At 58.8% G+C, this 20,384-nt stretch carries 20 protein-coding genes and 6 pseudogenes; 22 read left to right on the top strand and 4 right to left on the bottom strand.

The genetic code is table 11. From position 1 onward, the window contains the following. Nucleotides 1-58 precede the first annotated feature (58 nt). The 4 genes and pseudogenes from DMO26_RS33635 (at nucleotide 59) to DMO26_RS10230 (ending at nucleotide 4,173) form a co-directional block, all read left to right on the top strand. Entirely contained in the window at nucleotides 59-292 is a 234-nt protein-coding gene (locus DMO26_RS33635) for a hypothetical protein (protein ID WP_162894799.1), read from the top strand. Between the two features lie 49 nt (nucleotides 293-341). After that, entirely contained in the window at nucleotides 342-764 is a 423-nt protein-coding gene (locus DMO26_RS10240) for a hypothetical protein (RefSeq protein ID WP_117191968.1), read from the top strand. Nucleotides 765-852: 88 nt separating this feature from the next. Beyond that, nucleotides 853-1,947 (top strand): annotated as a pseudogene (locus DMO26_RS10235) (glycosyltransferase family 4 protein). 15 nt (nucleotides 1,948-1,962) lie between these two features. Further along, a complete protein-coding gene (locus DMO26_RS10230) occupies nucleotides 1,963-4,173 on the top strand; it encodes an amylo-alpha-1,6-glucosidase (RefSeq protein ID WP_117191967.1) in 2,211 nt (736 codons plus the stop codon). Between the two features lie 43 nt (nucleotides 4,174-4,216). Here DMO26_RS10230 and DMO26_RS10225 read toward each other — a convergent pair whose 3' ends face one another. After that, nucleotides 4,217-4,441 carry a hypothetical protein gene (locus DMO26_RS10225; protein WP_117192290.1) on the bottom strand — a complete coding sequence of 75 codons (225 nt, stop codon included), beginning with the start codon at nucleotides 4,439-4,441 and terminating at the stop codon, nucleotides 4,217-4,219. A 212-nt stretch (nucleotides 4,442-4,653) separates the two neighbouring features. Between DMO26_RS10225 and DMO26_RS10220 the strand changes: the two genes are divergently transcribed. The 3 genes from DMO26_RS10220 (at nucleotide 4,654) to DMO26_RS10210 (ending at nucleotide 8,090) form a co-directional block, all read left to right on the top strand. Then, nucleotides 4,654-5,130 carry an Hsp20 family protein gene (locus DMO26_RS10220; RefSeq protein ID WP_117192289.1) on the top strand — a complete coding sequence of 159 codons (477 nt, stop codon included), beginning with the start codon at nucleotides 4,654-4,656 and terminating at the stop codon, nucleotides 5,128-5,130. Nucleotides 5,131-5,221: 91 nt separating this feature from the next. Beyond that, nucleotides 5,222-5,731, top strand: a complete 510-nt coding sequence (locus DMO26_RS10215) for an Hsp20/alpha crystallin family protein (protein ID WP_117191966.1) — start codon at nucleotides 5,222-5,224, stop codon at nucleotides 5,729-5,731. Between the two features lie 1,375 nt (nucleotides 5,732-7,106). Further along, nucleotides 7,107-8,090 (top strand): alpha/beta hydrolase, encoded by a 984-nt coding sequence (locus tag DMO26_RS10210; RefSeq protein WP_117191965.1) that lies wholly within the window; start codon nucleotides 7,107-7,109, stop codon nucleotides 8,088-8,090. A gap of 4 nt (nucleotides 8,091-8,094) precedes the next feature. Here DMO26_RS10210 and DMO26_RS10205 read toward each other — a convergent pair whose 3' ends face one another. Next, entirely contained in the window at nucleotides 8,095-8,631 is a 537-nt protein-coding gene (locus DMO26_RS10205; protein WP_117191964.1) for a metallophosphoesterase family protein, read from the bottom strand. A gap of 422 nt (nucleotides 8,632-9,053) precedes the next feature. Here DMO26_RS10205 and DMO26_RS10195 point away from each other — a divergent pair, with 422 nt between their 5' ends. The 4 genes from DMO26_RS10195 to DMO26_RS10180 all read left to right on the top strand — a co-directional run bounded on the left by DMO26_RS10195 (nucleotide 9,054) and on the right by DMO26_RS10180 (nucleotide 12,184). Beyond that, nucleotides 9,054-9,584: a DUF4142 domain-containing protein gene (locus tag DMO26_RS10195; RefSeq protein ID WP_117191963.1), complete on the top strand. Its 531-nt coding sequence runs from the start codon at nucleotides 9,054-9,056 to the stop codon at nucleotides 9,582-9,584. Nucleotides 9,585-9,717: 133 nt separating this feature from the next. Beyond that, entirely contained in the window at nucleotides 9,718-10,509 is a 792-nt protein-coding gene (locus DMO26_RS10190; RefSeq protein WP_226951254.1) for a DUF2243 domain-containing protein, read from the top strand. A gap of 323 nt (nucleotides 10,510-10,832) precedes the next feature. Continuing rightward, the gene (locus tag DMO26_RS34360) at nucleotides 10,833-10,988 is read left to right on the top strand and encodes a hypothetical protein (protein WP_226951253.1); all 156 of its coding nucleotides are present in this window, start codon (nucleotides 10,833-10,835) and stop codon (nucleotides 10,986-10,988) included. Nucleotides 10,989-11,008: 20 nt separating this feature from the next. Further along, entirely contained in the window at nucleotides 11,009-12,184 is a 1,176-nt protein-coding gene (locus tag DMO26_RS10180) for a zinc-dependent alcohol dehydrogenase (RefSeq protein ID WP_117191962.1), read from the top strand. Between the two features lie 165 nt (nucleotides 12,185-12,349). Here the strand turns inward: DMO26_RS10180 and nuoB are convergent. Continuing rightward, nucleotides 12,350-12,567: pseudogene (gene nuoB / locus DMO26_RS10175) on the bottom strand (NADH-quinone oxidoreductase subunit NuoB); the annotation flags it as partial. On the opposite strand from nuoB, the pseudogene DMO26_RS10170 reads away from it, so the two are divergent. The 4 genes and pseudogenes from DMO26_RS10170 to DMO26_RS10160 all read left to right on the top strand — a co-directional run. Next, nucleotides 12,496-12,987, top strand: a pseudogene (locus DMO26_RS10170) (IS6 family transposase); the annotation flags it as partial. The pseudogenes nuoB and DMO26_RS10170 overlap by 72 nt on opposite strands. Before the next feature lie 199 nt (nucleotides 12,988-13,186). Beyond that, on the top strand, nucleotides 13,187-13,831 hold the full coding sequence (locus DMO26_RS10165) for a DUF47 domain-containing protein (protein ID WP_117191961.1): 645 nt from the start codon (nucleotides 13,187-13,189) through the stop codon (nucleotides 13,829-13,831). Further along, nucleotides 13,831-14,007, top strand: a pseudogene (locus DMO26_RS35055) (inorganic phosphate transporter); the annotation flags it as partial. The gene DMO26_RS10165 and the pseudogene DMO26_RS35055, both read left to right, overlap by 1 nt. A gap of 15 nt (nucleotides 14,008-14,022) precedes the next feature. Further along, nucleotides 14,023-14,790, top strand: coding sequence for an LLM class flavin-dependent oxidoreductase (locus DMO26_RS10160; RefSeq protein WP_404947037.1), 768 nt, complete (start codon nucleotides 14,023-14,025; stop codon nucleotides 14,788-14,790). An 82-nt stretch (nucleotides 14,791-14,872) separates the two neighbouring features. Here the strand turns inward: DMO26_RS10160 and DMO26_RS10155 are convergent, their stop codons facing one another. Next, complete coding sequence (locus DMO26_RS10155; RefSeq protein WP_117191959.1) at nucleotides 14,873-15,388, bottom strand: ferritin-like domain-containing protein; 516 nt, start codon at nucleotides 15,386-15,388, stop codon at nucleotides 14,873-14,875. 130 nt (nucleotides 15,389-15,518) lie between these two features. Here DMO26_RS10155 and DMO26_RS33630 point away from each other — a divergent pair, with 130 nt between their 5' ends. The 7 genes and pseudogenes from DMO26_RS33630 to istB form a co-directional block, all read left to right on the top strand. Next, nucleotides 15,519-15,668: a hypothetical protein gene (locus tag DMO26_RS33630; RefSeq protein ID WP_162894803.1), complete on the top strand. Its 150-nt coding sequence runs from the start codon at nucleotides 15,519-15,521 to the stop codon at nucleotides 15,666-15,668. A 108-nt stretch (nucleotides 15,669-15,776) separates the two neighbouring features. Next, nucleotides 15,777-15,982: pseudogene (locus tag DMO26_RS10150) on the top strand (hypothetical protein). Nucleotides 15,983-16,080: 98 nt separating this feature from the next. Next, entirely contained in the window at nucleotides 16,081-16,215 is a 135-nt protein-coding gene (locus DMO26_RS34795) for a hypothetical protein (RefSeq protein WP_264319354.1), read from the top strand. A gap of 1,045 nt (nucleotides 16,216-17,260) precedes the next feature. Continuing rightward, nucleotides 17,261-18,022: a Crp/Fnr family transcriptional regulator gene (locus DMO26_RS10140; protein ID WP_226951252.1), complete on the top strand. Its 762-nt coding sequence runs from the start codon at nucleotides 17,261-17,263 to the stop codon at nucleotides 18,020-18,022. A gap of 71 nt (nucleotides 18,023-18,093) precedes the next feature. Continuing rightward, entirely contained in the window at nucleotides 18,094-18,345 is a 252-nt protein-coding gene (locus DMO26_RS10135) for a DUF6894 family protein (protein WP_117191956.1), read from the top strand. Nucleotides 18,346-18,791: 446 nt separating this feature from the next. Further along, on the top strand, nucleotides 18,792-20,078 hold the full coding sequence (istA, locus tag DMO26_RS10130) for an IS21 family transposase (protein ID WP_117191955.1): 1,287 nt from the start codon (nucleotides 18,792-18,794) through the stop codon (nucleotides 20,076-20,078). After that, nucleotides 20,078-20,384: pseudogene (gene istB / locus DMO26_RS10125) on the top strand (IS21-like element ISSme2 family helper ATPase IstB); the annotation flags it as partial. The gene istA and the pseudogene istB, both read left to right, overlap by 1 nt.

Here is a 20,384-nt window from a genome sequence, read left to right as displayed (position 1 = left end):
CGATCGACAACGGCCCGCCCGGCCCTCGACGGGCGGGCCTTCATCCATGTAGATGAAGATGGTTCAGGCGACGATCAAACGCTCGGCCACGCCGCTTTATGCCGACGACCTTTGTCAGCACGTATTCGACGATCTCCGCAAGGACGCCGGCGTCGCCAAGGAATCGGAGGAAGGGGAGCACATCGCGGTGATCGTGGTTGAACTCTACCGGCAGGGGTCACGACTCCGGCCATCTGAGAGACAATGGTCCAGGCCGCACGCAGGCTATTTTCAAAAGCAGGCACCGGTCTGAACGGGAAGAACAACAAGATCCATCGGTTTGACATCAATGGAGCTAGACAATGAGAAAGGAAAACGACAGCAATTCGGCACCGGCGCAAGCCACAGCAGCGATCAGCGCTGCGCATCTGCTTCATCCGGCTCAGCATTTCGATCACCCGCGTGACGTGCTTACCGCCGCCGACATCGACAATGACGAGAAGCGAGCCATTCTCGCGTCGTGGGCATCCGATATCTTTGCGATCGAGTCCATCCCGGCCCTTCGCCTTCATCCCGGCACGGATAAAGCCGTCCCCTATGACGAGATCATTGAAGCGCTGAAGGCGTTGGATAAGGACGATGAGCGATGCAAGGAGCAAGGCTCGTCTCCTCTCTTCAATGTCCACAGGCCCCATCGCCGGAGACCGAAAGTGGGCCGGTTTGGCAGCCTTGGTCTGTGCAGCTACCGGAAAGGAGAGCGTCGCCGACAGCCATTCGAGATCTAGACGTTCCATCTGACTTGCCGCGTGCCTTCCGAGGACACGGGCATGATTTTTACCGACGATTCTTTGCTCATTAGAGGAGGTCTTGCCGATGAAGATCGCTCAGATCGCGCCGCTTGCCGAAAGTGTTCCACCCAAACTCTATGGCGGAACCGAACGCATCGTTTCCTACCTTACCGAAGAACTTGCCGCCCTAGGTCATGACGTGACGCTCTTTGCCAGCGGCGATTCCGTCACCTAAGCCAAGCTGGTGGCCTGCTCGGACGTCGCGCTGCGGCTCAACCCGGCAGTCAGGGACCATCTGCCGCATCAGGTCGTGATGCTGGAGGAAATCCGACGGCGGGCGCACGAATTCGATGTGCTGCACTTTCATATCGATCTATTGCATTTTCCGCTGATCCGGGATTTTGCCGACCGCACGGTCACGACGCTGCACGGCCGGCTCGACCTGCCGGACCTAAAGCCCTTCTACGAGGCTTTCTTCGATATTCCGCTGGTATCGATCTCCAACGACCAGCGCCGCCCGATGCCGCCAGTCAATTGGTCCGGAACGGTCTATCATGGTCTGCCCGCCGATCTCCTCCCCTTCACGGCAAAACCTAAAGGCAGCTACCTCGCTTTCCTCGGACGCATCTCGCCCGAGAAGCGGCCAGATCGAGCGATCGAGATCGCAGCGAGGGCCAGCATGCCCTTGAAGATTGCTGCCAAGATCGACAACGCGGACAAGGCCTATTGGGAAACGGTGATCGAGCCAATGGTGAAGAGCCATCCGAATGTCGAATTTATCGGCGAAATCAATGAACATCAGAAGGCGGCTTTCCTCGGCAATGCCGGCGCGCTGCTCTTCCCGATCGACTGGCCTGAGCCGTTCGGGCTGGTCATGATCGAGGCCATGGCTTGTGGCACGCCGGTCATCGCCTTCCGCTGCGGCTCCGTGCCGGAGGTGATCGACAACGGCGTTTCCGGCATTCTGATCGACAGCGTGACGGAGGCTGCAGAAAATGTCGCACGGGCGCTGCAGCTTGACCGGTGGAAGGTACGCGCCACTTTCGAGAAGCGTTTCACCGCTGAACGGATGGCGCAGGACTATCTCGACATCTATCGGCAGTTGCCCGGCACCCGGACAAAGGCCGCGCAACTTCGCCGCGCCAACGGCCGCGCCCTCGATCTTCAAATCGTGGCATAGAAACCGGAGGCCATCATGCCGATCGCTTCTGCAGGCAGCAATTCAGTCCCCGAACCGGCAGGCCAGGGGATGCCGATAGCGCAGTTCTTCATTCCAGCTTCCGCGTCGCTGCAGGAGCGACGGCCGCGCACCCTGAAGCACGGGGACACCTTCGCGGTCTTCGATCACAATGGCGACGCGCTTTCCGGGCCCGGGAGCCCGGAAGGCCTTTTCCATCGCGATACGCGCTATCTCTCGCACCTTTATCTGACGATCAATAACAAGCGGCCGATGCTGTTGTCATCGACGCTACGCGACGACAATGCGACACTGACTTGCGATCTCACCAATCCCGATCTCTTCGATGACAAGGGAAAGCTCGTTCTGGAGCATGACCTGATTCACCTGCGCAGATCCCGCTTCCTCTGGAATGCACGATGTTACGAGCGATTGAGCGTGATGAACTATGACGACCAGCCGCGGCACGTGTGCATCGGGATCGAGTTCGCGTCAGATTTCGCAGATCTTTTCGAAGTGCGGGGAACCACGAGAGCCAGGAGGGGGCGACATTTTCCCGCCGTCGTGGAGCAGGATTCGATCTTGCTCTCCTATGTCGGCCTGGACGATCGGAAGCGAACCACCCGGCTTTCCTTCGATCCACAGCCGAACGAGCTCGGGAGCGGCCATGTCATCTATAATCTCCATCTGGCGCCGCACGAAGCCCAATCGATGTTTATCGAGATAGGTTGCGATCAGGCCGGCGCACAACGGCCGGGCCACCGCTCGCTTTTTCTTGCTCTGCGGGATGCCCGCCGCGCCTTGCGCGCCTCGTCCTCGCGCGCGGCTGCAATCGCGACGTCGAACGAGATATTCAATGAGATGGCTCGACGCAGCGTTTCCGACCTTTACATGCTGATGACCGACAAGCCGGAAGGGCCTTACCCTTATGCAGGCATTCCGTGGTTCAGCACGGTCTTCGGCCGAGATGCCCTTATCACCGCGTTGGAAACGCTCTGGCTCGATCCAGAGATCGCACGCGGTGTTCTTGGGCATCTGGCGGCGAACCAGGCCACCGAAGTGGACCCCGCCTCAGACGCCGAGCCCGGAAAGATCCTGCATGAGGTACGTGCCGGAGAAATGGCCGAACTTGGCGAAGTTCCTTTCCGGCGCTACTACGGCAGCATCGATTCAACGCCGTTGTTCGTGATGTTGGCCGGCCAATATCTCAAGCGGACAGGCGATCTTGCGACCATCGACCGTCTTCTGCCGCATATCGAGGCGGCGCTGACATGGATCGACGAGCATGGCGACCGCGACGGCGACGGTTTCGTCGAGTATGGACGGCTCACCGAAGAAGGATTGATCAACCAGGCATGGAAAGATAGCCACGATTCCGTCTTCCATGCGGACGGAACGCTCGCCAGGGGGCTGATCGCCATCGCCGAGGTTCAGGCCTATGTCCACGGCGCCTGGCAGGCGGCGGCGGAAATCTTCCGCGTGCTCGACCGGCCGGAACAGGCCGCACGCTTTCTCGCGCGGGCCGAAGGTCTGCGCCGCGCCTTCGACACGAGCTTCTTCGATGAGGAACTGGGCACTTATGTGCTTGCTTTGGACGGAGATAAACGCCCCTGTCGGGTCCGGTCATCGAATGCCGGCCACGCGCTCTTCACCGGCATTGCCTATCCCGAGCGTGCCAGACAAGTTGTCCTTACGCTGATGAGCGCTTCGTCCTTCTGTGGCTGGGGCATCCGCACAGTGCCTTCCACGGAAGCGCGCTACAATCCCATGAGCTATCACAACGGCTCGATCTGGCCGCATGACAATGCCTTGATCGCCAGCGGCCTGGCTCGCTATGGCTATCGGGCCGAAGCGGCACGGATTTTCGAGGGGCTGTTTGCCGCCTCGACCTATATCGACCTGCGCCGCCTTCCCGAACTCTTCTGCGGGCTGCCACGTCAGCGCGCACAGGGGCCGACCTTCTATCCCGTGGCCTGCTCTCCACAAGCCTGGTCAGCCGCAGCGCCGCTCTTCCTGCTGCAATCCTGCCTCGGCCTCGAATTTGATCCGCACAGTATGCAGATCAAATTCGAAGAGCCGCACCTGCCGGCCTTTCTCGACGAGGTTACCTTGCGGCATCTGCTGATCGGCACCGGCTCGGCCGACGTTGCTCTTCGCCGCTCCGGTCGCCATGTGGTGGTTGAGGTGATCCACCGCAGGGGCGATGTCCGGGTGCTTGCGACGGCATGAACCGGTTCGGCGATTGCACCGGCTGGCAGCCTTGCCAACCAGGTTAGTCGGCTTGCTCCTCCTCATCGGCGGTCAGCAGATCGACGAGCGCAGCCACCCTGCCTGCCGGCAGATGCCGCCCTTCCCCTATCAAGGCTTCATCATTGCTGACCCATGCGAATGCCTCTGCGAGTTCAGTCTGCGTCGCGCCTGTCGCGATGACATCGGCCACGAGAATTTCGTCGACAGGTCCAAGGATGGCGATGACGTCGTCTGAAGTCATTGGCATGTCCATTTCTCCTCTCTCCATCTCTCCTCCGATGTGGTGGCGCCGTCAAAAAAAATCAATTTTCAACTTATGAAAGTCGACTCCTCTTGAAACCGCAAGCCACTGAATTATATCGATATTGTCGATGCCCCATGAGGATCGACGAAGTCCAGGAGACGCCGGTTTCTCTTGGCGTCTCCTCGTTCCATGTTGCTTCAAAGGAGGATATGGCTATGAGGACAAACCTCGATTTCTCTCCCCTGTTCCGGTCGAGCATCGGTTTCGACCGAATGTTGAACGCCCTCGATGCCGCAAGCCGCGTCGAGACGATCGACAACTGGCCGCCGTACGACATCGTCAAGTCCGGCGAGGACAACTATCGTATCGCCATGGCAGTGGCGGGCTTCTCGCAGGACGAATTGGCGATTACCCAGGAGCAGAACATGCTCGTCGTCTCGGGTCAGAAGGCGAATGATGAAGATGTGCAGTATCTGCATCGCGGCATTGCCGGCCGCTCGTTCCAGCGTCGGTTCGAGCTCGCCGACCATGTCAAGGTTGTAGGTGCTGGCCTCGTCAACGGTCTGCTGACCATCGATCTCAAGCGCGAGATCCCGGAAGAGATGAAGCCGCGCCAGATCGAGATCGCAACCGATACGGCCATGCCGAAGGCCGAGACGAGGCAGATCGAGGCCGAGAAACACGCGGCTTGAGCCTTCCAGCAGCGCAATACGCGCATAAGGCGCCGGGCGATGCTCGGCGCCAGCAGGAAAGCTTTATCGACTGAACCAAAGGAGAAGAAACATGAGTGTTCGTGATTTGATTCCCTGGAACCGCAACAATGGCAACCAGTTTCCGAGTCTCCTGCGCGATGGCGACCGCGATCCATTCGTGTCGCTTCATCGCGAGGTGAACCGCCTGTTCGATGACGTCTTCCGCGGCTTCGGCTCCGGCCTTGCGCCGCTTGCCCGGACGTCCGCATTTCGTGCCGGGTGGCCGAACGTCGAGATCTCTGATACCGACAAGGAGATAGAGGTGACGGCCGAGGTGCCCGGCCTTGAGGAGAAGGACATCGAGGTCCTGCTCAACGACGGCGTGCTGACGCTGAGGGGCGAAAAGCGTTCCGAGAACGAGGACAAGGATCGCCAGTTCTCCGAACGCTATTACGGCCGGTTCGAGCGCCGCATCCCGCTCGGCATCGAGGTCAAGGAAGACCAGGTCGACGCCCGCTTCAAGAACGGTGTGCTGACGGTGACCTTGCCGAAGTCCGAGAAGGCGCAGTCGCAGGTCAAGCGCATCGCCATCAAGAACTAATCGATCCAACCCGGCCGGCGGTCGGCCTTCTGGAGGCCGCCGGCATCCTTGGCCAACAAGGAGGGATGAACGATGGAGAAGACTGTCAGACGCTCGTACCACGAAAGCATACGTACCGGCTTCCGGTTTGCAGCCTCAAACGACAACCGGCACTATCCTCTTTCCTTCAGACACTCGCTGTTTCCTGAGGACGCCGTTGAGCAAGGAGAGAGATGGCTCGACTGTTGACCAAGTCTTGTCAACCTCGTTCGGGAGAGAGGTGTTGTGACAATCAAGCGCCCGGACCGGGCTTGTTTTGGACACAAAGGCTGCCTATATCATTTCCATCGGCATTGCTGATGAGCGCTGGAGCGAATTCGCCGCTCGCAATCGCCGCCGTCGCTTCAATACTTTTGACCACGGATGTACTGGCACGGGTGAGTTAGCGATAATGAGGAAGGTCGGTGCGGTTTCGCCCCGGCCTTTTTTGTTGCCTTTGAAGCTCTTCCACCATCTTGAAGGCGCAACGTCGTCCTTCTAGATCATGGCCATCAAACCGATCACGTTGGAGGACGCAAGGACCGGTACTCTGTTTAACCGACCTCTTTTCGTGAAAAAAAAGCACTTTATTCAGGAAATGGGATGCCTGGGCGACATCTTCGATTTTTTGGAGGAATGGCCGGAGGAAAAGCAACAATGATGGATTGCGTGAATCCGGCGACGATCGGCATGCGAGCATTTGACGAAACGAAGGAGCGCGCTGGGCCATGCCTGAACTCACCGTTGTGCAGCCTCTTCGAACGAGGATGCAGTGCGGGTCCTTGAAGGCGCTTTCGCCGCGGCCGGTTACCACAACCGCGACAAGATTACAGAAATTCTAAAAGGCGTCGCGGAGCGGCCACAGCCGGGGCTGATCGTGGCGGGCTGTGCTACCCCTCACCCTGAGGTGTTCGTTACCCCCATTAAGTGGGAACTGTGCTGCTGGAAAGCGTTGTGGCACGATCGGCTTCTGCCCAATTGGCGCCGGTGTCTTCGCGACCGCGACGACTTAGATGCAAATCGTATGGGCCTGCCGGATGTTCGGAATTCCGTTTCGATCGTTGGTTTTGGTTCCGATAATCTCAGCCGCGTTGAGGAGACGAGACTGGCATCGCATACTAACGCTCGGCCTACGCCGTCTGCCGCATCATTCATAAATTCCGTCTGGAACTGCTGATCCGATTCGGACAGTCCTTCAGTCGGGACGGCAGCAATGGTATGGTAGTCTGGGCGTGTTTGGCGACCCAGGGCGAAAGATCCAGCGGGCCACCACCGTGCCGTCGGGCCTCTACACCCGACTGCACCACCCGGGGAGATGTCCGAGATCGCCGGGAGATTCCACAGGAAGTTCCTAATCATGAAGGCGGTGGTCGGCGACATCTTCAACGATGACGATCTTGCGCAGGCCCGCCGTCTCAATCGGCTCCTGAGCTTTCTGCCCCGTTACCAGACCGGGCGCCGCTGGAATGCGCGCCTTGTCCAAGGGGTGCTGACGGTTGCCCAACTTGTGGTGCCCGACGTCCGCAGGTTACGGCGCCGTGTTTCCGTCATCGAGATTCCGGATCTTTCCACCCGTATCCGTGTCGTCCGACCGGATACCGTTCCCCAGGCCATGCTGGTGCATTTTCATGGCGGCGCCTGGGTGCTCGGGAACGCCCGCCTCGAAGACCGGCTTGCAGCGTCGATGGCAAGGGAGTGCGGCCTTGTCGTCGCCGTTGTCGAGTTCCGTAATGCCATCGATGACGATCTTGCCTCGACAGTGCAGGAATGTAGTGCCGTCACTGAATGGCTGGCCGACAATCTCCAGCGATTTGGCGTGCAGGATTTGTTTCTCTCCGGAGAATCCTCTGGCGCCCACCTGGCGGTGGAAGCGCTGCTTCATCTGCGCTCTGTCGGCAAGCATGATAACGTCCTCGGTTTTTATTCGGTCTGTGGAGGCTTCGATCTGACCGGCTCCCCAAGCTTGCGCGCCAACTCGCGGCGGAGTCTGCTGATCGACGACCGGTCCGCGCTGGCAAATCTTGCCCGCCTTACCCTTTCCCTTCCGGCAGATCGTGCGCGAGGCCCTCTCCATGCAGACCTCCATGATCTTCCACCGGCGCTCTTCATCGCCGCCAGCCTGGATCCGATCTTGGACGACAGCATCGAGATGAGCGCGAAATGGCAAAAAGAGAACGGCAATGCGGAATCTCTCATCGTCCCGGAAGCGCCGCATGGCTTCAACAGGTTCCCGACCTCACTGGCTGCGAAGACAAACCGGTTCGGCCGTGACTGGATGAACAACGTCCTATCGCAGCGAAAGACCGAGCGGGCTGGAAATGTCGGCGCCAAGCCCATGTAAGGCGTCATCGGTCGATCGGGGCTGAATCGCCGCCATCGTCCGGTCGGCTCTGCCTCGATGAGGTTAGCAACGTCTGGAGAGAGACGGGTCTCAGGCCGCGTGCGTCGATGCCGACATCGAACTGCCGAGGCATAGGTTTCAGCCTGCCGTGAGAATGGCCGTGCAGATTGATCGACTTCTTGCCCATCTTGTTCCAAGTTCGGAATGGGTAATGACAAAGGACAAGCAGGTGGCCGCCAAGAAGGATCTCGGCGTAATGCTGGGCGCTTGCCCAGCCCGCCGCGGTCGCAGTCGTCACGGGGTCGTTGTTGCCGATGACCAGATGCTTGCGCCCGTTCAGCCTCGACAGGAGCTGGTCGCAATCGCCTCCTCGCGCGAACATGAAGTCCCCCAGATGCCAAACCTCATCCTCTTCGTCGACGATCGCATTCCAGTTCCGGATCAACGCGACGTCGTGCTCCACCATGTCGGGAAACGGCCGACGGTCTATCCGCAGGACGCGCGGATCTGAAAAATGGGTGTCGCTGATGAAGTATATCATAAGCTTCCGATGTCACTCTCAGCGCCAATTAAACGACCTGTGTGAAAGGCGTCGGCGCAAGGGGGCTATCCGACCCCGCGTCCTGGCAGCGCTTCGGATCTCTTCCACTCGCGATATGGCGCCAGCAGATGATCTGGAAAGCGCCTTTTGATTTCTTCCTCGACCGATACGATCCGTGACAGGGCCTCCTCGCATTCCTCGCCTTCGCTCGCAGATCCAGATCGCTCATGGTGGAAGAAACCTCGTCCTGTGTCATCGCCTCAAGTCGGGCGGCAATATCCGCGACGGGCACCCTGATCAATCTGTCATGAAACCTCCCGGAATGCCAAAGCCATAAGTCCTGGTGCCGGCTCAAAGTTCCTCCTTGCCGGGAACCATAGGACGCGCCGAAGGTTCGCCCCTTGGTTCAACAGGAGGTCGTCATGAGAGCATTTATCTACGCATCCATCATCCTTGCTACTGCAGGCTCCGCCGCTTTCGCGCAATCCGCCGCGGAAAAGTCTGGCGTCAACTCGGTCATGGGCGTCGCACCCAAGACGCAGGATTTCGTCACCGAAGCGGCGAGCAGCGACATGTTCGAGATTGAGTCCAGCAAACTGGCGGTCGAACGTTCGGACGACAAAACGAAGACTTTCGCACAGCAGATGTTGACGGATCATCAGAAGACGTCGGATGAACTGAAGAGCCTTGTTATCGGCGGCAAGGTTCAGGCGACTATTCCGACGGCGATGTCCTCCGCTCATCAGAGCATGCTGGACGATCTGAAGAAGCTGCAGGGCGACGACTTCACCAAGCAATACCATTCGGACCAGGAAGACGTCCACGAAGATGCGGTCGATCTCTTCAAGCGATATGGCGAAGAGGGCGAGGATGTGGAACTGAAGGCGTGGGCGGCCAAGACCCGCCCAGCGCTGGAACATCACCTCCAGATGGCCGAGGATCTCAACGAGTAGCGAATCCGACCGGGATGAGGACGTGATGCTCGCCGCAGCCACGGCGGGATTTAAAGATAGCAGGTTCCCCCATCGCTGACCTCAGTTCGCATCGGGAAGCGATTCAACCGCCAAGCGTTGCGGGAGAAGGATTTTGGCTGACGCAATCGCAAATCCGGGACGGCCATTCTCCAGGCACTTTGAGCTGGCAGGGCTTGCACTCGGCTTTGGTTTGGGCGGCTTCTTCGACGGCATTCTGTTGCATCAGATATTGCAGTGGCACCATCTGTTGAGCGGGATTGAGGAAGCGCGCCAGGATATCCGCATCCTCATCCTGACAGACGGCCTCTTCCACATCCTGATGTATGTCATCACCGGCGTCGGTCTCTGGCTGTTGGCCCATACCCGGCGAGAGTTCTCCAGCGCGGGCGCTGATCGCCGGTTGCTTGCGAACGCGATCGTCGGATTTGGCATCTGGCACGTTCTTGACGCCCTTCTCTCGCACTGGGTCCTCGGCATTCACCGCATCCGCATGGAGGTCGATAACCCTCTGTTCTGGGACTTGCTCTGGTTGATGGTTTTCGGGCTGGTCCCCCTGGTAATCGGCTGGATCATACGCGGAGGCGGCTCAGCGTCTGGGGGACGGACGGCCCGTTCTCCTTTTGGCCTTGTGCTGGCGGCGATGGTGGCGGGGCCGCTCGCCGCACTGCCTGCCCCGAAAGAGTCGACGGTCATGGTGATGTTCCGGCCTGGTATAACCTCGGCCGAAGCTTATGCCGCAGTTCAAGCCGTCGATGGGCGAATAGTTTGGGTCGACCAGTCCGAGCAGCTATGGGCGATCGATCTTTCGAATGGCGCGCGGCGGAGTGACCTTTATCGCCATGGCGCGTTGTTGGTCGGCGATTCGATCATCCCCGCCGGCTGCCTCAACTGGATCAAGACATGATTCGCGACGGCCACTCCAAAGGACGGTGTGACCGTGCAGACGCCGTTGTAGGTGGAGGGCACAGGCGGAACAAATGGTCGCCTCTGCGGTTTGGCGGTCCACATTACCGGTTATCAGGAGCATCCGTGCGTTTCATTCCCACTATGGCACATGGAATCGCCGACTATGTCGTCGGTTTGCTCGTGATTGCTCTTCCGTTTCTCCTGGGTCTCGATGGTGCCAAGCCACCATAGTGGTTCTCGGGGCGATCGTTCTCCTCCACAGTGCGATCACCGACTCTGAGCTGGGTCTCGTCCGTTTTCCTGAGGATTCAGTTCCATCTATTGCTCGATGCTCTATTCGGCATCCTAATTCTGGTTCTGCCGACCATCTACGGGATATCGGCAGTCCTCCGTTGGCCATTCTACGTGCTTGGCGTGCTGGCTCTGATGCTGATCATCACCACCAACGTTAAGGCCCCAGACACCGCCGCTTCCTGATCAATCGAGAGGAGACACTGATGAAAGCTTTGTGCTGGCACGGCAAGGGAGACATCCGTTGCGACAGCGTTCCGGATCCCGAGATCGAGGACGGCCGCGACGTCATCGTCAAGATGACGTCCTGCGCGATCTGTGGTTCCGACCTTCATCTCATGGACGGATATATTCCCTTCATGGAAAAGGGTGATGTCCTCGGGCACGAATTCATGGGTGAGGTCGTGGAAGTCGGCCGCGACAACAAGAAGCTCAAGGTTGGCGACCGCGTCGTAGTTCCCTTCACGATCTGCTGCGGCGAATGCCAGCAATGCCTCAAGGGCAACTGGTCAGTCTGCGAACGCACCAACCGAAATGCAGACAATGCGATCAAAGCGTTCGGCTATCCAACGGCGGGCCTCTTTGGCTATTCGCATCTCACCGGCGCCTATGCCGGGGGGCAAGCAGAATATGTTCGCGTGCCCCATGCCGATGTCTCGCCGATCGTTGTTCCAAACGGCATGACGGATGAACAGGCGCTTTTCCTTGGCGATATTTTCCCGACCGGCTGGATGGCGGCGGCCAATTGCGAAATCGAGCCGACCGATATCATTGCCATCTGGGGCTGCGGCCCGGTTGGGCAATTCTGCATCAAGAGCGCGCTGATGCAGGGCGCGGCCCGCGTCATCGCGATCGACAACGTGCCGGAGCGGCTGGCGCTGGCGCAACAGGCCGGTTCCGAAACCATCAATTTCGACGAGGTGGATGGGACGATTCCGGATCGCATCAAGGAAATGACCGGCGGCCACGGCGCTGACAAATGCATTGATGCTGTCGGCGCGGAATCCCATGCCACTGCCTCTTTCGATGCCTTGGTCGACAAGGTCAAGGCGGCGGCCCTGCTTGGAACCGACCGGCCGCATGTTTTGAGAACCGCCATCATGGCCTGCCGGCCCGGCGGAATCGTATCGGTGCCAGGTGTCTATGGTGGTTTCCTCGACAAGATTCCTTTCGGTGCAGCGATGAATAAAGGGCTGACGATCCGTACCGGGCAAACTCATGTGAACCGTTACGCGCTCGACCTGTTGCGGCGGATCGAAGACGGGGAGATTGACCCGAGCTTCATCATTACCCACCGGGCAACGCTGGAAGATGGTCCTACCCTCTACGAGACTTTCCGCGACAAGAAGGACAACTGCATCAAGGTTGTGCTCACCCCCTGAGATGAAAGCGCAGCCCACGATCCCCCACCGCCCGCCGCACGGTATCCTTGCCCAGCGCCAACCAGGCGGAAGATCGTCTTCGCCGAGGCTGTACAAAGATACGAGCGCGGCTTGCCGCTCTATCGTGCCCCTGTGCCTGATCTTCCACTGCAAGAGAAGTATTCCCTAGAGAAGCGCTTCCGCCGTCGGCGGGCAGCCTGGAACATATACGTCCACGGGAACGATCCGATCACAGCCGCGAACGACGGAATAAGGGTAGTGATAGTAGCCCCCGCGTTTGCACAAGAGCCCACCGAGATCACGTAACGCGGCTCTGGCATCTGATCGTAGACCTTGCGCAATGCAGGCGCCATCTTGTTGCACAAGGTGCCGGCGACGATCATCGTGCCGTCGACCAGGACGGTTACGTGCTCGACGAGATCGTCCAGACCCGCCGCAACACCAAGGCTGCCAAACGCCTGCTGATCCGGTTGATTGAAGAAGCAGGGATGCCTGCCGAAGCGCATTGTCACCAACAAGCTTCGTTCCTATGGCGCGGCACAGCGTCAGATCATGCCTACGGTCGAGCATCGGCCACACAAGGGACTGAACAATCGCGCTGAAAATTCGCATTTACCACTGCGAAAACGGGAGCGGCCCATGCAACGGTTTCGCTCGCCAGGCGCGCTGCAACGCTTCACAAGCGTCTTTTCGCCAGTCCGAAATCTCTACATGCCGCCTCGTTCGAGACACTCAGCTATCGCCGTTCACCTACACCGCCTCAGGCAATCGCGCATTGGAAGGACGTGGCCGAGACAGCTGCAGGAGCCACGCGTCTTGTCGAAGGCGTACTTCAAGAACTTAATCTGACATCACCCCTGCGACTTCTTGGGCTTGCTTTTCCGGCTTGGGTTTGTGGAGTTCATATCAATCCAGCCTGTCGGATTTTCCATGTTGCTTCAATTGCCTGAGCGAGTTTATGACACATGTATGACAGAAGGTTCGATCTGAGGCCGCTTTAGCATGATGAGCATTTTTCGCAGGCTGATGCCGAGGGAAGATAAGTTCTTCGATATGCTCTGCCAGCACTCGAAGACCGTCGTCGCAGCAGCCTACGCGCTCGATCAACTCCTCCAAGGCAATGATGTTCAGAAAAATTGCGAACGCATCGTCGAACTCGAGAACGAGGCAGATGATATTACCCGCGAGGTTCTCCTGGCCGTCCGGCGCAGCTTTATCACGCCCTTCGACCGTGGGGATATCAAGGACCTCATCCAGTCGATGGATGATGCCATCGACATGATGCACAAGACGGTCAAGACGATCCGATTGTTCGAGCAGGCGAGCTTCGATCCGCTCATGCAGGAGATGGGTGGTGAGATCGTCAAGGCGGCGAACCTTATTGCGGAAGCAATCCCGCTTCTCAACAAGATCGGCTCCAATGCGTCGCGCCTTGCGATTATCGCCGAGGAGGTTACCCGCGTAGAGGGGCGGTCGGACGAGCTTCATGACCAGGGGCTGAAAGATCTGTTCCAGCGATACGGATCGATGGGCAACGTCATGGCCTACATGATCGGCAATGAAATCTACAGTGAATTGGAAAAGGTAGTCGATCGCTTCGAGGATGTCGCCAACGAGATCAGCGGCATCGTCATCGAGAACGTCTGATGGATGCCACCCTCGCCCTGCCCCTGCTCGTCGGCCTGATCGTCGTTGCCCTGTTCTTCGACTTCCTGAATGGCCTGCACGACGCCGCCAACTCTATCGCCACCATAGTGTCGACCCGCGTCCTGCGGCCCCAATATGCCGTTGTCTGGGCGGCATTCTTCAACTTCATCGCCTTCCATCTCACCAAGCGGTTGCGGCGAGAATTGAATTTTTCGAAAGAGGGACAAGCGGAACTATCGCGTCTGTTCGACCGTCTTCTCGCCAATCTCCAAACGACGGCTGTCGGCAGCGGCCAAGCCATGAACGAACACGTCACCGGAGAGCGCTGGCCTTCGAAGCGGGAGCGGAACGAACGGCTACAGGCGGCAGCCGGAATTATCCGCGATCTGTGGTCGGGCAAGCTTGTCAGCCGGGACGGACCGATCAAGGTGGACGAGGCGCGCATTCACACTCTTCCCGAAGAGCCGCCTCGTCTCGCGGTGGGCGCCTTGTCGCCCGAGACCGCGGAATGGGCAGGACACTGGGCCGATGCGCTGATTACGATCAACCAGCCGCGGAAAAGCCTGCGGGAAATCATCGACGCTTTCCGGCGCGGCGGTGGGAAAGGAAAGCCGCTCTATCTGCAGGTTCACGTCTCCTATGCCGATACCGAGGATGAGGCCCTGGCGAACGCCTTCGATCAATGGCGAAGCAATGCGGTGCCAGCAGCGATCTCGCAGACGCTTCGGTTACCGGAGGAATTCGACGGCGCCTGCACGAAGGTGCGGCCGGAGGACATGGACCAGCATGTGCGCATCTCGGCCAACCCAAGCCGGCACATCGAATGGCTGGAGGACGATACCGCCATGGGTTTCGAGCAGATCTACATCCACAATGTCGGCCGCAACCAATCTGAATTCATCAATGCCTTCGGGCGGAAGGTTTTGCCCAAGTTCAATAGGAACCGCGATGACGACTGATGAGCCATTGCTTGAGAAGGGCCCTCCAGTAACGCAGGATTGGAGAAAGCCGCTACTACTTCCCGCGTGGGGGACTGGCAGATCAGATCTTTGCGCTCTCGCCTGCTTCCTTCAATGAGGCGAACTTCATCGTCACGCTCTTCAGGTTGTCGTCAAGCCATTTCGCCATGGCGATTTCCTCATCGAGATTGGTTTTCAGCGCAGGCGCCGGCCCCGGAAAGCCGCCATGCTCGGCGATGGTGATGAGGGCTTTGTAGGCGGCAATCTCATAATTTTCGAAGGCAAAATTCGCGAGCGAATTCTTGATGATTTCATCACCGGCCGCAGTGTGGCCCATCGCCGCCATGCCGCCCGTGAAAGACAGTGCCATATCCTTTAGCGCCGAATGATTTTCCGAGAGACTCTCAAGCACATCCTCCAGCCTTTTGATCTGTCCCTCTGTCTCACGGATATGCTGTTCAAGTCGAGCCGCCACTTCGGGGTAGTTTTCGATCCGGGAGACCTGCGGCTTCATGATCGACAGGGCCTGATTTTCCATGGCATGGGCGTTCTTGAGACCAGTGACGAAGATGGAGCGGATTTCAGAGGTATCTGCCATTGGATTTTTCTCCCTGGTTGTGGCGGCACACTAACTGCAGCGAGCGGCGATAGTTCCAGGCCCGCTCCTTGCCCCCGCAGGAACATCTGCGATCCTCCGCGGTTGGGCCGTAACTGTTCAGGAGAAGCACATGGCAGATTCCAAAGACGAGGATCCGGCGGAAGGCTCAAGGCAGACTGTCGAAAACGAGCTGAAGCGCGAGAAGTCAACCGAGAAGAAATCCGACCACTCGGATGAAGGGTTGAAGCAGAAGAGACCGGCGCAGCCGCGTTCGAGTTGACAAAAGAGGGCAAGAATGCCGCTCGACGGCGCATCAACGCCCGCACCGAAACTCCCACGGCAATGTCCTCCGGCCTTGCCCGCCGTTTGGGGATGTCAGGAGACAGAGATGACCGAGACACGGAAATTGGCGGAGGAGTATCTGCGGCTTGGGGATCGCAGGAAATCAAAGATCGACGACAATATCGTCAACACCCGCCTGTGGGAGGATGAGCCCGCCGAGGCGAGCAAGTTCTGGGCAACCGATATCGAACCACTCGACGAGAAGCGGCGCAGGGACGTCGAAACCTCCTTCCGAGCATCAATGCGCCTTGAAGCAAGCTGAATGGGTGCTGCCGGAAGTCCCATCCGAAAGCCCTCTCAAACCGCAGCGATTTGGGAAGGCCCCGAGAGAGCCGGAGTACAATTGCACCATGGGCAAGCGCAACATCATCATCCTGACCGTGGTCTTCCTCGCGGCGCTTATCGCCATATTTGGATCGAGGCCGTTCCAGGCGTTCTTGAACAACGAAGCCGGAACGACTTCTCCTCACGCAATCGACCAGTGAGGAACAGGGTCTTCAGTCTTCAGCGGGAACCCCGATATTTCCACCTCGCCATCACTGGACGACCGTTGACCGGGCGAGAATCTTTTGTGCCGCTCCTACGAAGGTCTCAACTGTCTCCTTCTCCGGTAGAGGTACTTTATTCGCGAGAATGGTGAGGACCGTGGCCATATTGTTGGCAGCTTTCCTCAAGTCATCGGTCGGGAATGCCCGGTGCGGTTGGCGTAGTTCGGCCGAGAGAGCATTGAGAAGCTGGCGCATAGTCTCGTGTTGTTCCACACGTCCCACCTGGGTTCCGAGGTTCTTTTGTAAGCTTCACTGACTGACAAAGTTGATGTGGGCAACGAACAAACCGCAGGGGTACAGGTTCCCCAGCCTAAGTCGGTCAGCTCGAAGCAGGGTGGCATTTGCCTGATGACGGGTCGCAAGAACTATGATGATCACGAACAATCCTTTGCCATCCATGTTCGATGAACCGCCGCGACGACGTCTATGCCTCCATGGCAGAGATCTTCGTAACCGAGGTTCTCGCGGCGTCCAATCCATGAGCAGTCGACGGACCCGCTCCGGCGGGCCGCTTTGCAGACTATGAGATCGAGACACCCGGCAGACAACCCCGCATTCACTTCGGCTCGCTCCATCGCGCATTTCACTGGAAGCAGCGAATATGAAGCCCCTCGCCCTCACCCTCTTCCTGATCCTCACGGTTGCGCGGCCGGTGAAAATGGTATTCAACCGTCCCGGGAGCCTGATCTATGCGGGCAACCTCCAACAAAGCTGAGGCGGGCACCGATAAGAGCCCTGTGCATCATCGTTTCCGCGACCAGTTCGGCCAACAGTGGGAAGAGATCTATATCCACGCCGATAAGTCTCTCAGGCTCGTCAACAGGCGCAGTGCCGAGCATCCCAACCGATAGTGACATTGGGCAATGGATTGACTTCCTGAACCATCGGCCTATCTCAGTGGCATCGTCAGCAACCGAATTTGTAGGCGCTGACGACTGAGGGTTGGTACGTGCTCCCGCCTGCGAACGCTGGGAGGAGCACCATGGTGCCCGAACACATGTTTTCCATACAGAACGATCTTCTTCGCCGGCTTCCGCCGGAAGAGCTCTCGTTATTCAGTGCGCATTTGAAGCCAATCGATCTGCCGAAAGATTTCCTGATCGCACCGGCGGGCGGTTCCATAGAACAGATCTATTTCCCTGACAGGGGTATCGCTTCGATCGTCGCCATCTCGCCGGAGGGCAACAAGGCAGAAGCCGGTCTGTTTGGTCGCGACGGCTTTTCCCCCGTGCAAGCCGCGGTCGGATCCGACGTCAGCCCACATGAAATCGTCATGCAAGTGGCGGGCAAGGGGCATCGGATTTCAGTTGCCGCGTTTCGTGAAGCGATGGATATAAGCCCGCTATTTGCCCACATTCTCGCCTGCTACGCTCAAGCGCTCGCCACGCAGGTTACCTTCACGGCATTGTCCAATGCTGCCCACAATATCGATGAGCGGCTAGCTCGCTGGCTGTTGATGTGCCACGACCGGATTGACGGAAACGAGCTACATCTCACACACGAATACATTTCCCTCATGCTGGCTGTTCGACGCCCATCGGTGACGACCTCACTTCACGTTCTCGAGGGAAACCACTTCATCCGCTCCGAGAGGGGCCGCATAGTGATCAGAAACAGAGCAGCTCTTGAAGAATTCGCACGCGACGCCTACGGGAAACCAGAGGAGGAGTACGAAAGGCTACTCGGCGAACTTCGCGAAGACGCTTCCAATATTGTCCCACTCACCGGCTCATTGGATGGTTGAACGTCCCCGCTGCGTGGACAATCGCTCCAAGGGTTCGGGAACCTCCAACCGAAGGACTTTGTTCGTACGCGATGGCAACCTACTTCTTCCATATCCGAGAGGCCGACATCCTGATGGAGGATCCCGATGGATCCGATCTCGCAGATATTGCCGCGGCAATCGCCGAGGCGAAGGAGGGTGCAAGGTCGCTCATTGCAGAGAAGATAAGGCTCGGCCAGGTCGTCCAACGTGGCTCAATCGAGATAACAAGCCCGGATGGCCAACTGCTAAAGGTGGTGACCTTCCGGGATGTTCTGCACGAGCTTATAGGTGGCTTGCGCTAAGATCAAATCTCCAAATGGCGTTGGGTGGAGACCCAATGTCCACTGCCGTTCCAGCCGCCACAGCGGCGGTGAACCGAGACAAGATCAGGCGATCTGTCCGGTCAAGTGCCCTGACCGCAACCGGCATCGGTGGGCGGGCGCGGAGGCGTTCGGTTCTCTAATGGAACCAGCGAGCGGGTGTGGGAATACCCACGGGCAAGACCAGCTTTTTCTTCGATGCTGACCTCAGGGCCGAAAAACGAAGAGCGCCGGAGCAACGTATCATTCCAGTTGACGACGCCTCGCAGCCACGGCTTTCAACTCCACCATCTATTTCGGCGACGCCGGTGGGATGACAGATGTGTTCAGAATGGAAGGATAGAGCGGACCAGGGTGTCGGGCGACATGCACAATTGACCCCCGGACGGCATAAAGAAGTGACCCCTCTGTTTTGAGAGGAGCAATAGATGACGATTGAGATTTCGGTGAATCCTGCATTGTCGAGAGGGATGCAGGGTGAGGCGATGCTTGAGGCCGACGAAGTGATGTCGATGGTGCGTCTGCACAAGAATGGTTGGGGTGCCAAACGGATAGCCAAGGAGTTCAAGTGCGCCCGCAATACGGTTCGCCGTTACCTTCGGGAAGGTGGCGTCATTGCTTATCGTGGCCGCCCGCGCGTGTCGGCGCTGGACGGGCTCGATGATTGGTTGCGTGAGCGTTTTTTTCGTCACGAGGGCAACGCGGACGTCATTCGCCAGGAACTGGCGAGCGAGCACGGGATCGTTATCAGCTTGCGGTCGGTGGAACGCCGGGTGCGGCAATGGCGGCGGGAATTGACGGCGCAAAAGAGAGCGACCGTGCGCTACGAGACTGCGCCTGGTCATCAGATGCAGATCGACTTCGGCGACACCCGGGTATGGATCGGCGGCGAGCGGGTGCGGATTCATGTATTTGTCGGGACACTTGGCTATTCGCGCCGGATGCATACCCGGGTTTCGCAGAGACAGCGCCAGGCGGACTGGTTTGAAGGCATGGAAGGCGCTTTCCTGCGGTTCGGCGGGGTTCCGGCGGAAGTGCTGATCGACAACGCGAAGGCCCTGGTCGAGCATCATGATGCGGTGACGCGGGAGGTGAGATTCAACGCGCGACTGCATGCTTTTGCCCGTTATTGGGGCTTCACGCCGCGGGCCTGCGCGCCGTATCGGGCAAGAACGAAAGGAAAAGACGAGCGCGGGGTCGGCTACGTCAAGAAGAACGCGATCGCCGGCCGGCGCTTCGAGAGCTGGGCCGAGTTCGAAGCGCACCTGGATCGATGGACACGCGAAGTTGCCGATCAGCGTGAACACGGTACCACCGGTGTCAAACCGGCGGAACGTTTTGCCGACGAAGCCAAGGCGCTCCGCCCACTGGCCGGACGGGCACCCTTTGGACAATTGCGGGATCTGGTTCGCAAGGTTCAAGCCGATTGCGCGATCGACCTTGATACCAACAGCTACTCGGTCCCTTGGCGCCTGATCGGTGAAAGCGTTCAAGTCGTTGTGCTGGCCGGCCGCGTCATCATCCGGCATGCCGGCCAGGTCGTCGCTGACCATCCCCTGTGCCGGGGGCGACGACAACGGATTGTGGACCGGGCTCATTTTGTTGGCGTGGCCGGCTTCGATGGGCCGGTACGTAAAGAAGCCATCGAGATCGCTCCCGCTGTCTTGCTGCGGCCGCTTGCGGAGTATGAGGCGGTGGTCGGAGGAGGCTGGTGATGACGAACGTGGACCATGATTTACTGATCGCAACACTCGATCGGCTGAAGCTGACGGCGATCCGCGACCAGCTCGACACGCTGCTGGACGAGGCGGCCCGTTCGAAGATGACCTTGCGCGAGGCGCTGGCTTTCCTGGTGTCGCGCGAGATTGCCCGGCGCGACGAGCGGCGGATATCGATGTCGAGCAAGCTGGCGCAGTTCCCGTTCGTGCGCGAATTGGGCGGGTTCGACTTCGAGGCACAGCCATCGCTGGACCAGGGCCAGATCAGGGAGCTCGCGACCTGCCGCTGGATCGCGCACGGTG

The organism is Rhizobium terrae, assembly GCF_003425685.1.
Lineage (GTDB): Bacteria > Pseudomonadota > Alphaproteobacteria > Rhizobiales > Rhizobiaceae > Neorhizobium > Neorhizobium terrae.
This window is presented reverse-complemented; position numbering and strand designations above follow the sequence as displayed.

Coding starts and splice junctions, on each gene's coding strand:
- DMO26_RS33635 (WP_162894799.1), top strand. CDS start 59: ATGGTTCAGGCGACGATCAAACGCTCGGCCACGCCGCTTTATGCCGAC.
- DMO26_RS10240 (WP_117191968.1), top strand. CDS start 342: ATGAGAAAGGAAAACGACAGCAATTCGGCACCGGCGCAAGCCACAGCA.
- DMO26_RS10230 (WP_117191967.1), top strand. CDS start 1,963: ATGCCGATCGCTTCTGCAGGCAGCAATTCAGTCCCCGAACCGGCAGGC.
- DMO26_RS10225 (WP_117192290.1), bottom strand. CDS start 4,441: ATGCCAATGACTTCAGACGACGTCATCGCCATCCTTGGACCTGTCGAC.
- DMO26_RS10220 (WP_117192289.1), top strand. CDS start 4,654: ATGAGGACAAACCTCGATTTCTCTCCCCTGTTCCGGTCGAGCATCGGT.
- DMO26_RS10215 (WP_117191966.1), top strand. CDS start 5,222: ATGAGTGTTCGTGATTTGATTCCCTGGAACCGCAACAATGGCAACCAG.
- DMO26_RS10210 (WP_117191965.1), top strand. CDS start 7,107: ATGAAGGCGGTGGTCGGCGACATCTTCAACGATGACGATCTTGCGCAG.
- DMO26_RS10205 (WP_117191964.1), bottom strand. CDS start 8,631: ATGATATACTTCATCAGCGACACCCATTTTTCAGATCCGCGCGTCCTG.
- DMO26_RS10195 (WP_117191963.1), top strand. CDS start 9,054: ATGAGAGCATTTATCTACGCATCCATCATCCTTGCTACTGCAGGCTCC.
- DMO26_RS10180 (WP_117191962.1), top strand. CDS start 11,009: ATGAAAGCTTTGTGCTGGCACGGCAAGGGAGACATCCGTTGCGACAGC.
- DMO26_RS10165 (WP_117191961.1), top strand. CDS start 13,187: ATGATGAGCATTTTTCGCAGGCTGATGCCGAGGGAAGATAAGTTCTTC.
- DMO26_RS10155 (WP_117191959.1), bottom strand. CDS start 15,388: ATGGCAGATACCTCTGAAATCCGCTCCATCTTCGTCACTGGTCTCAAG.
- DMO26_RS33630 (WP_162894803.1), top strand. CDS start 15,519: ATGGCAGATTCCAAAGACGAGGATCCGGCGGAAGGCTCAAGGCAGACT.
- DMO26_RS34795 (WP_264319354.1), top strand. CDS start 16,081: ATGGGCAAGCGCAACATCATCATCCTGACCGTGGTCTTCCTCGCGGCG.
- DMO26_RS10140 (WP_226951252.1), top strand. CDS start 17,261: ATGGTGCCCGAACACATGTTTTCCATACAGAACGATCTTCTTCGCCGG.
- DMO26_RS10135 (WP_117191956.1), top strand. CDS start 18,094: ATGGCAACCTACTTCTTCCATATCCGAGAGGCCGACATCCTGATGGAG.
- istA (WP_117191955.1), top strand. CDS start 18,792: ATGACGATTGAGATTTCGGTGAATCCTGCATTGTCGAGAGGGATGCAG.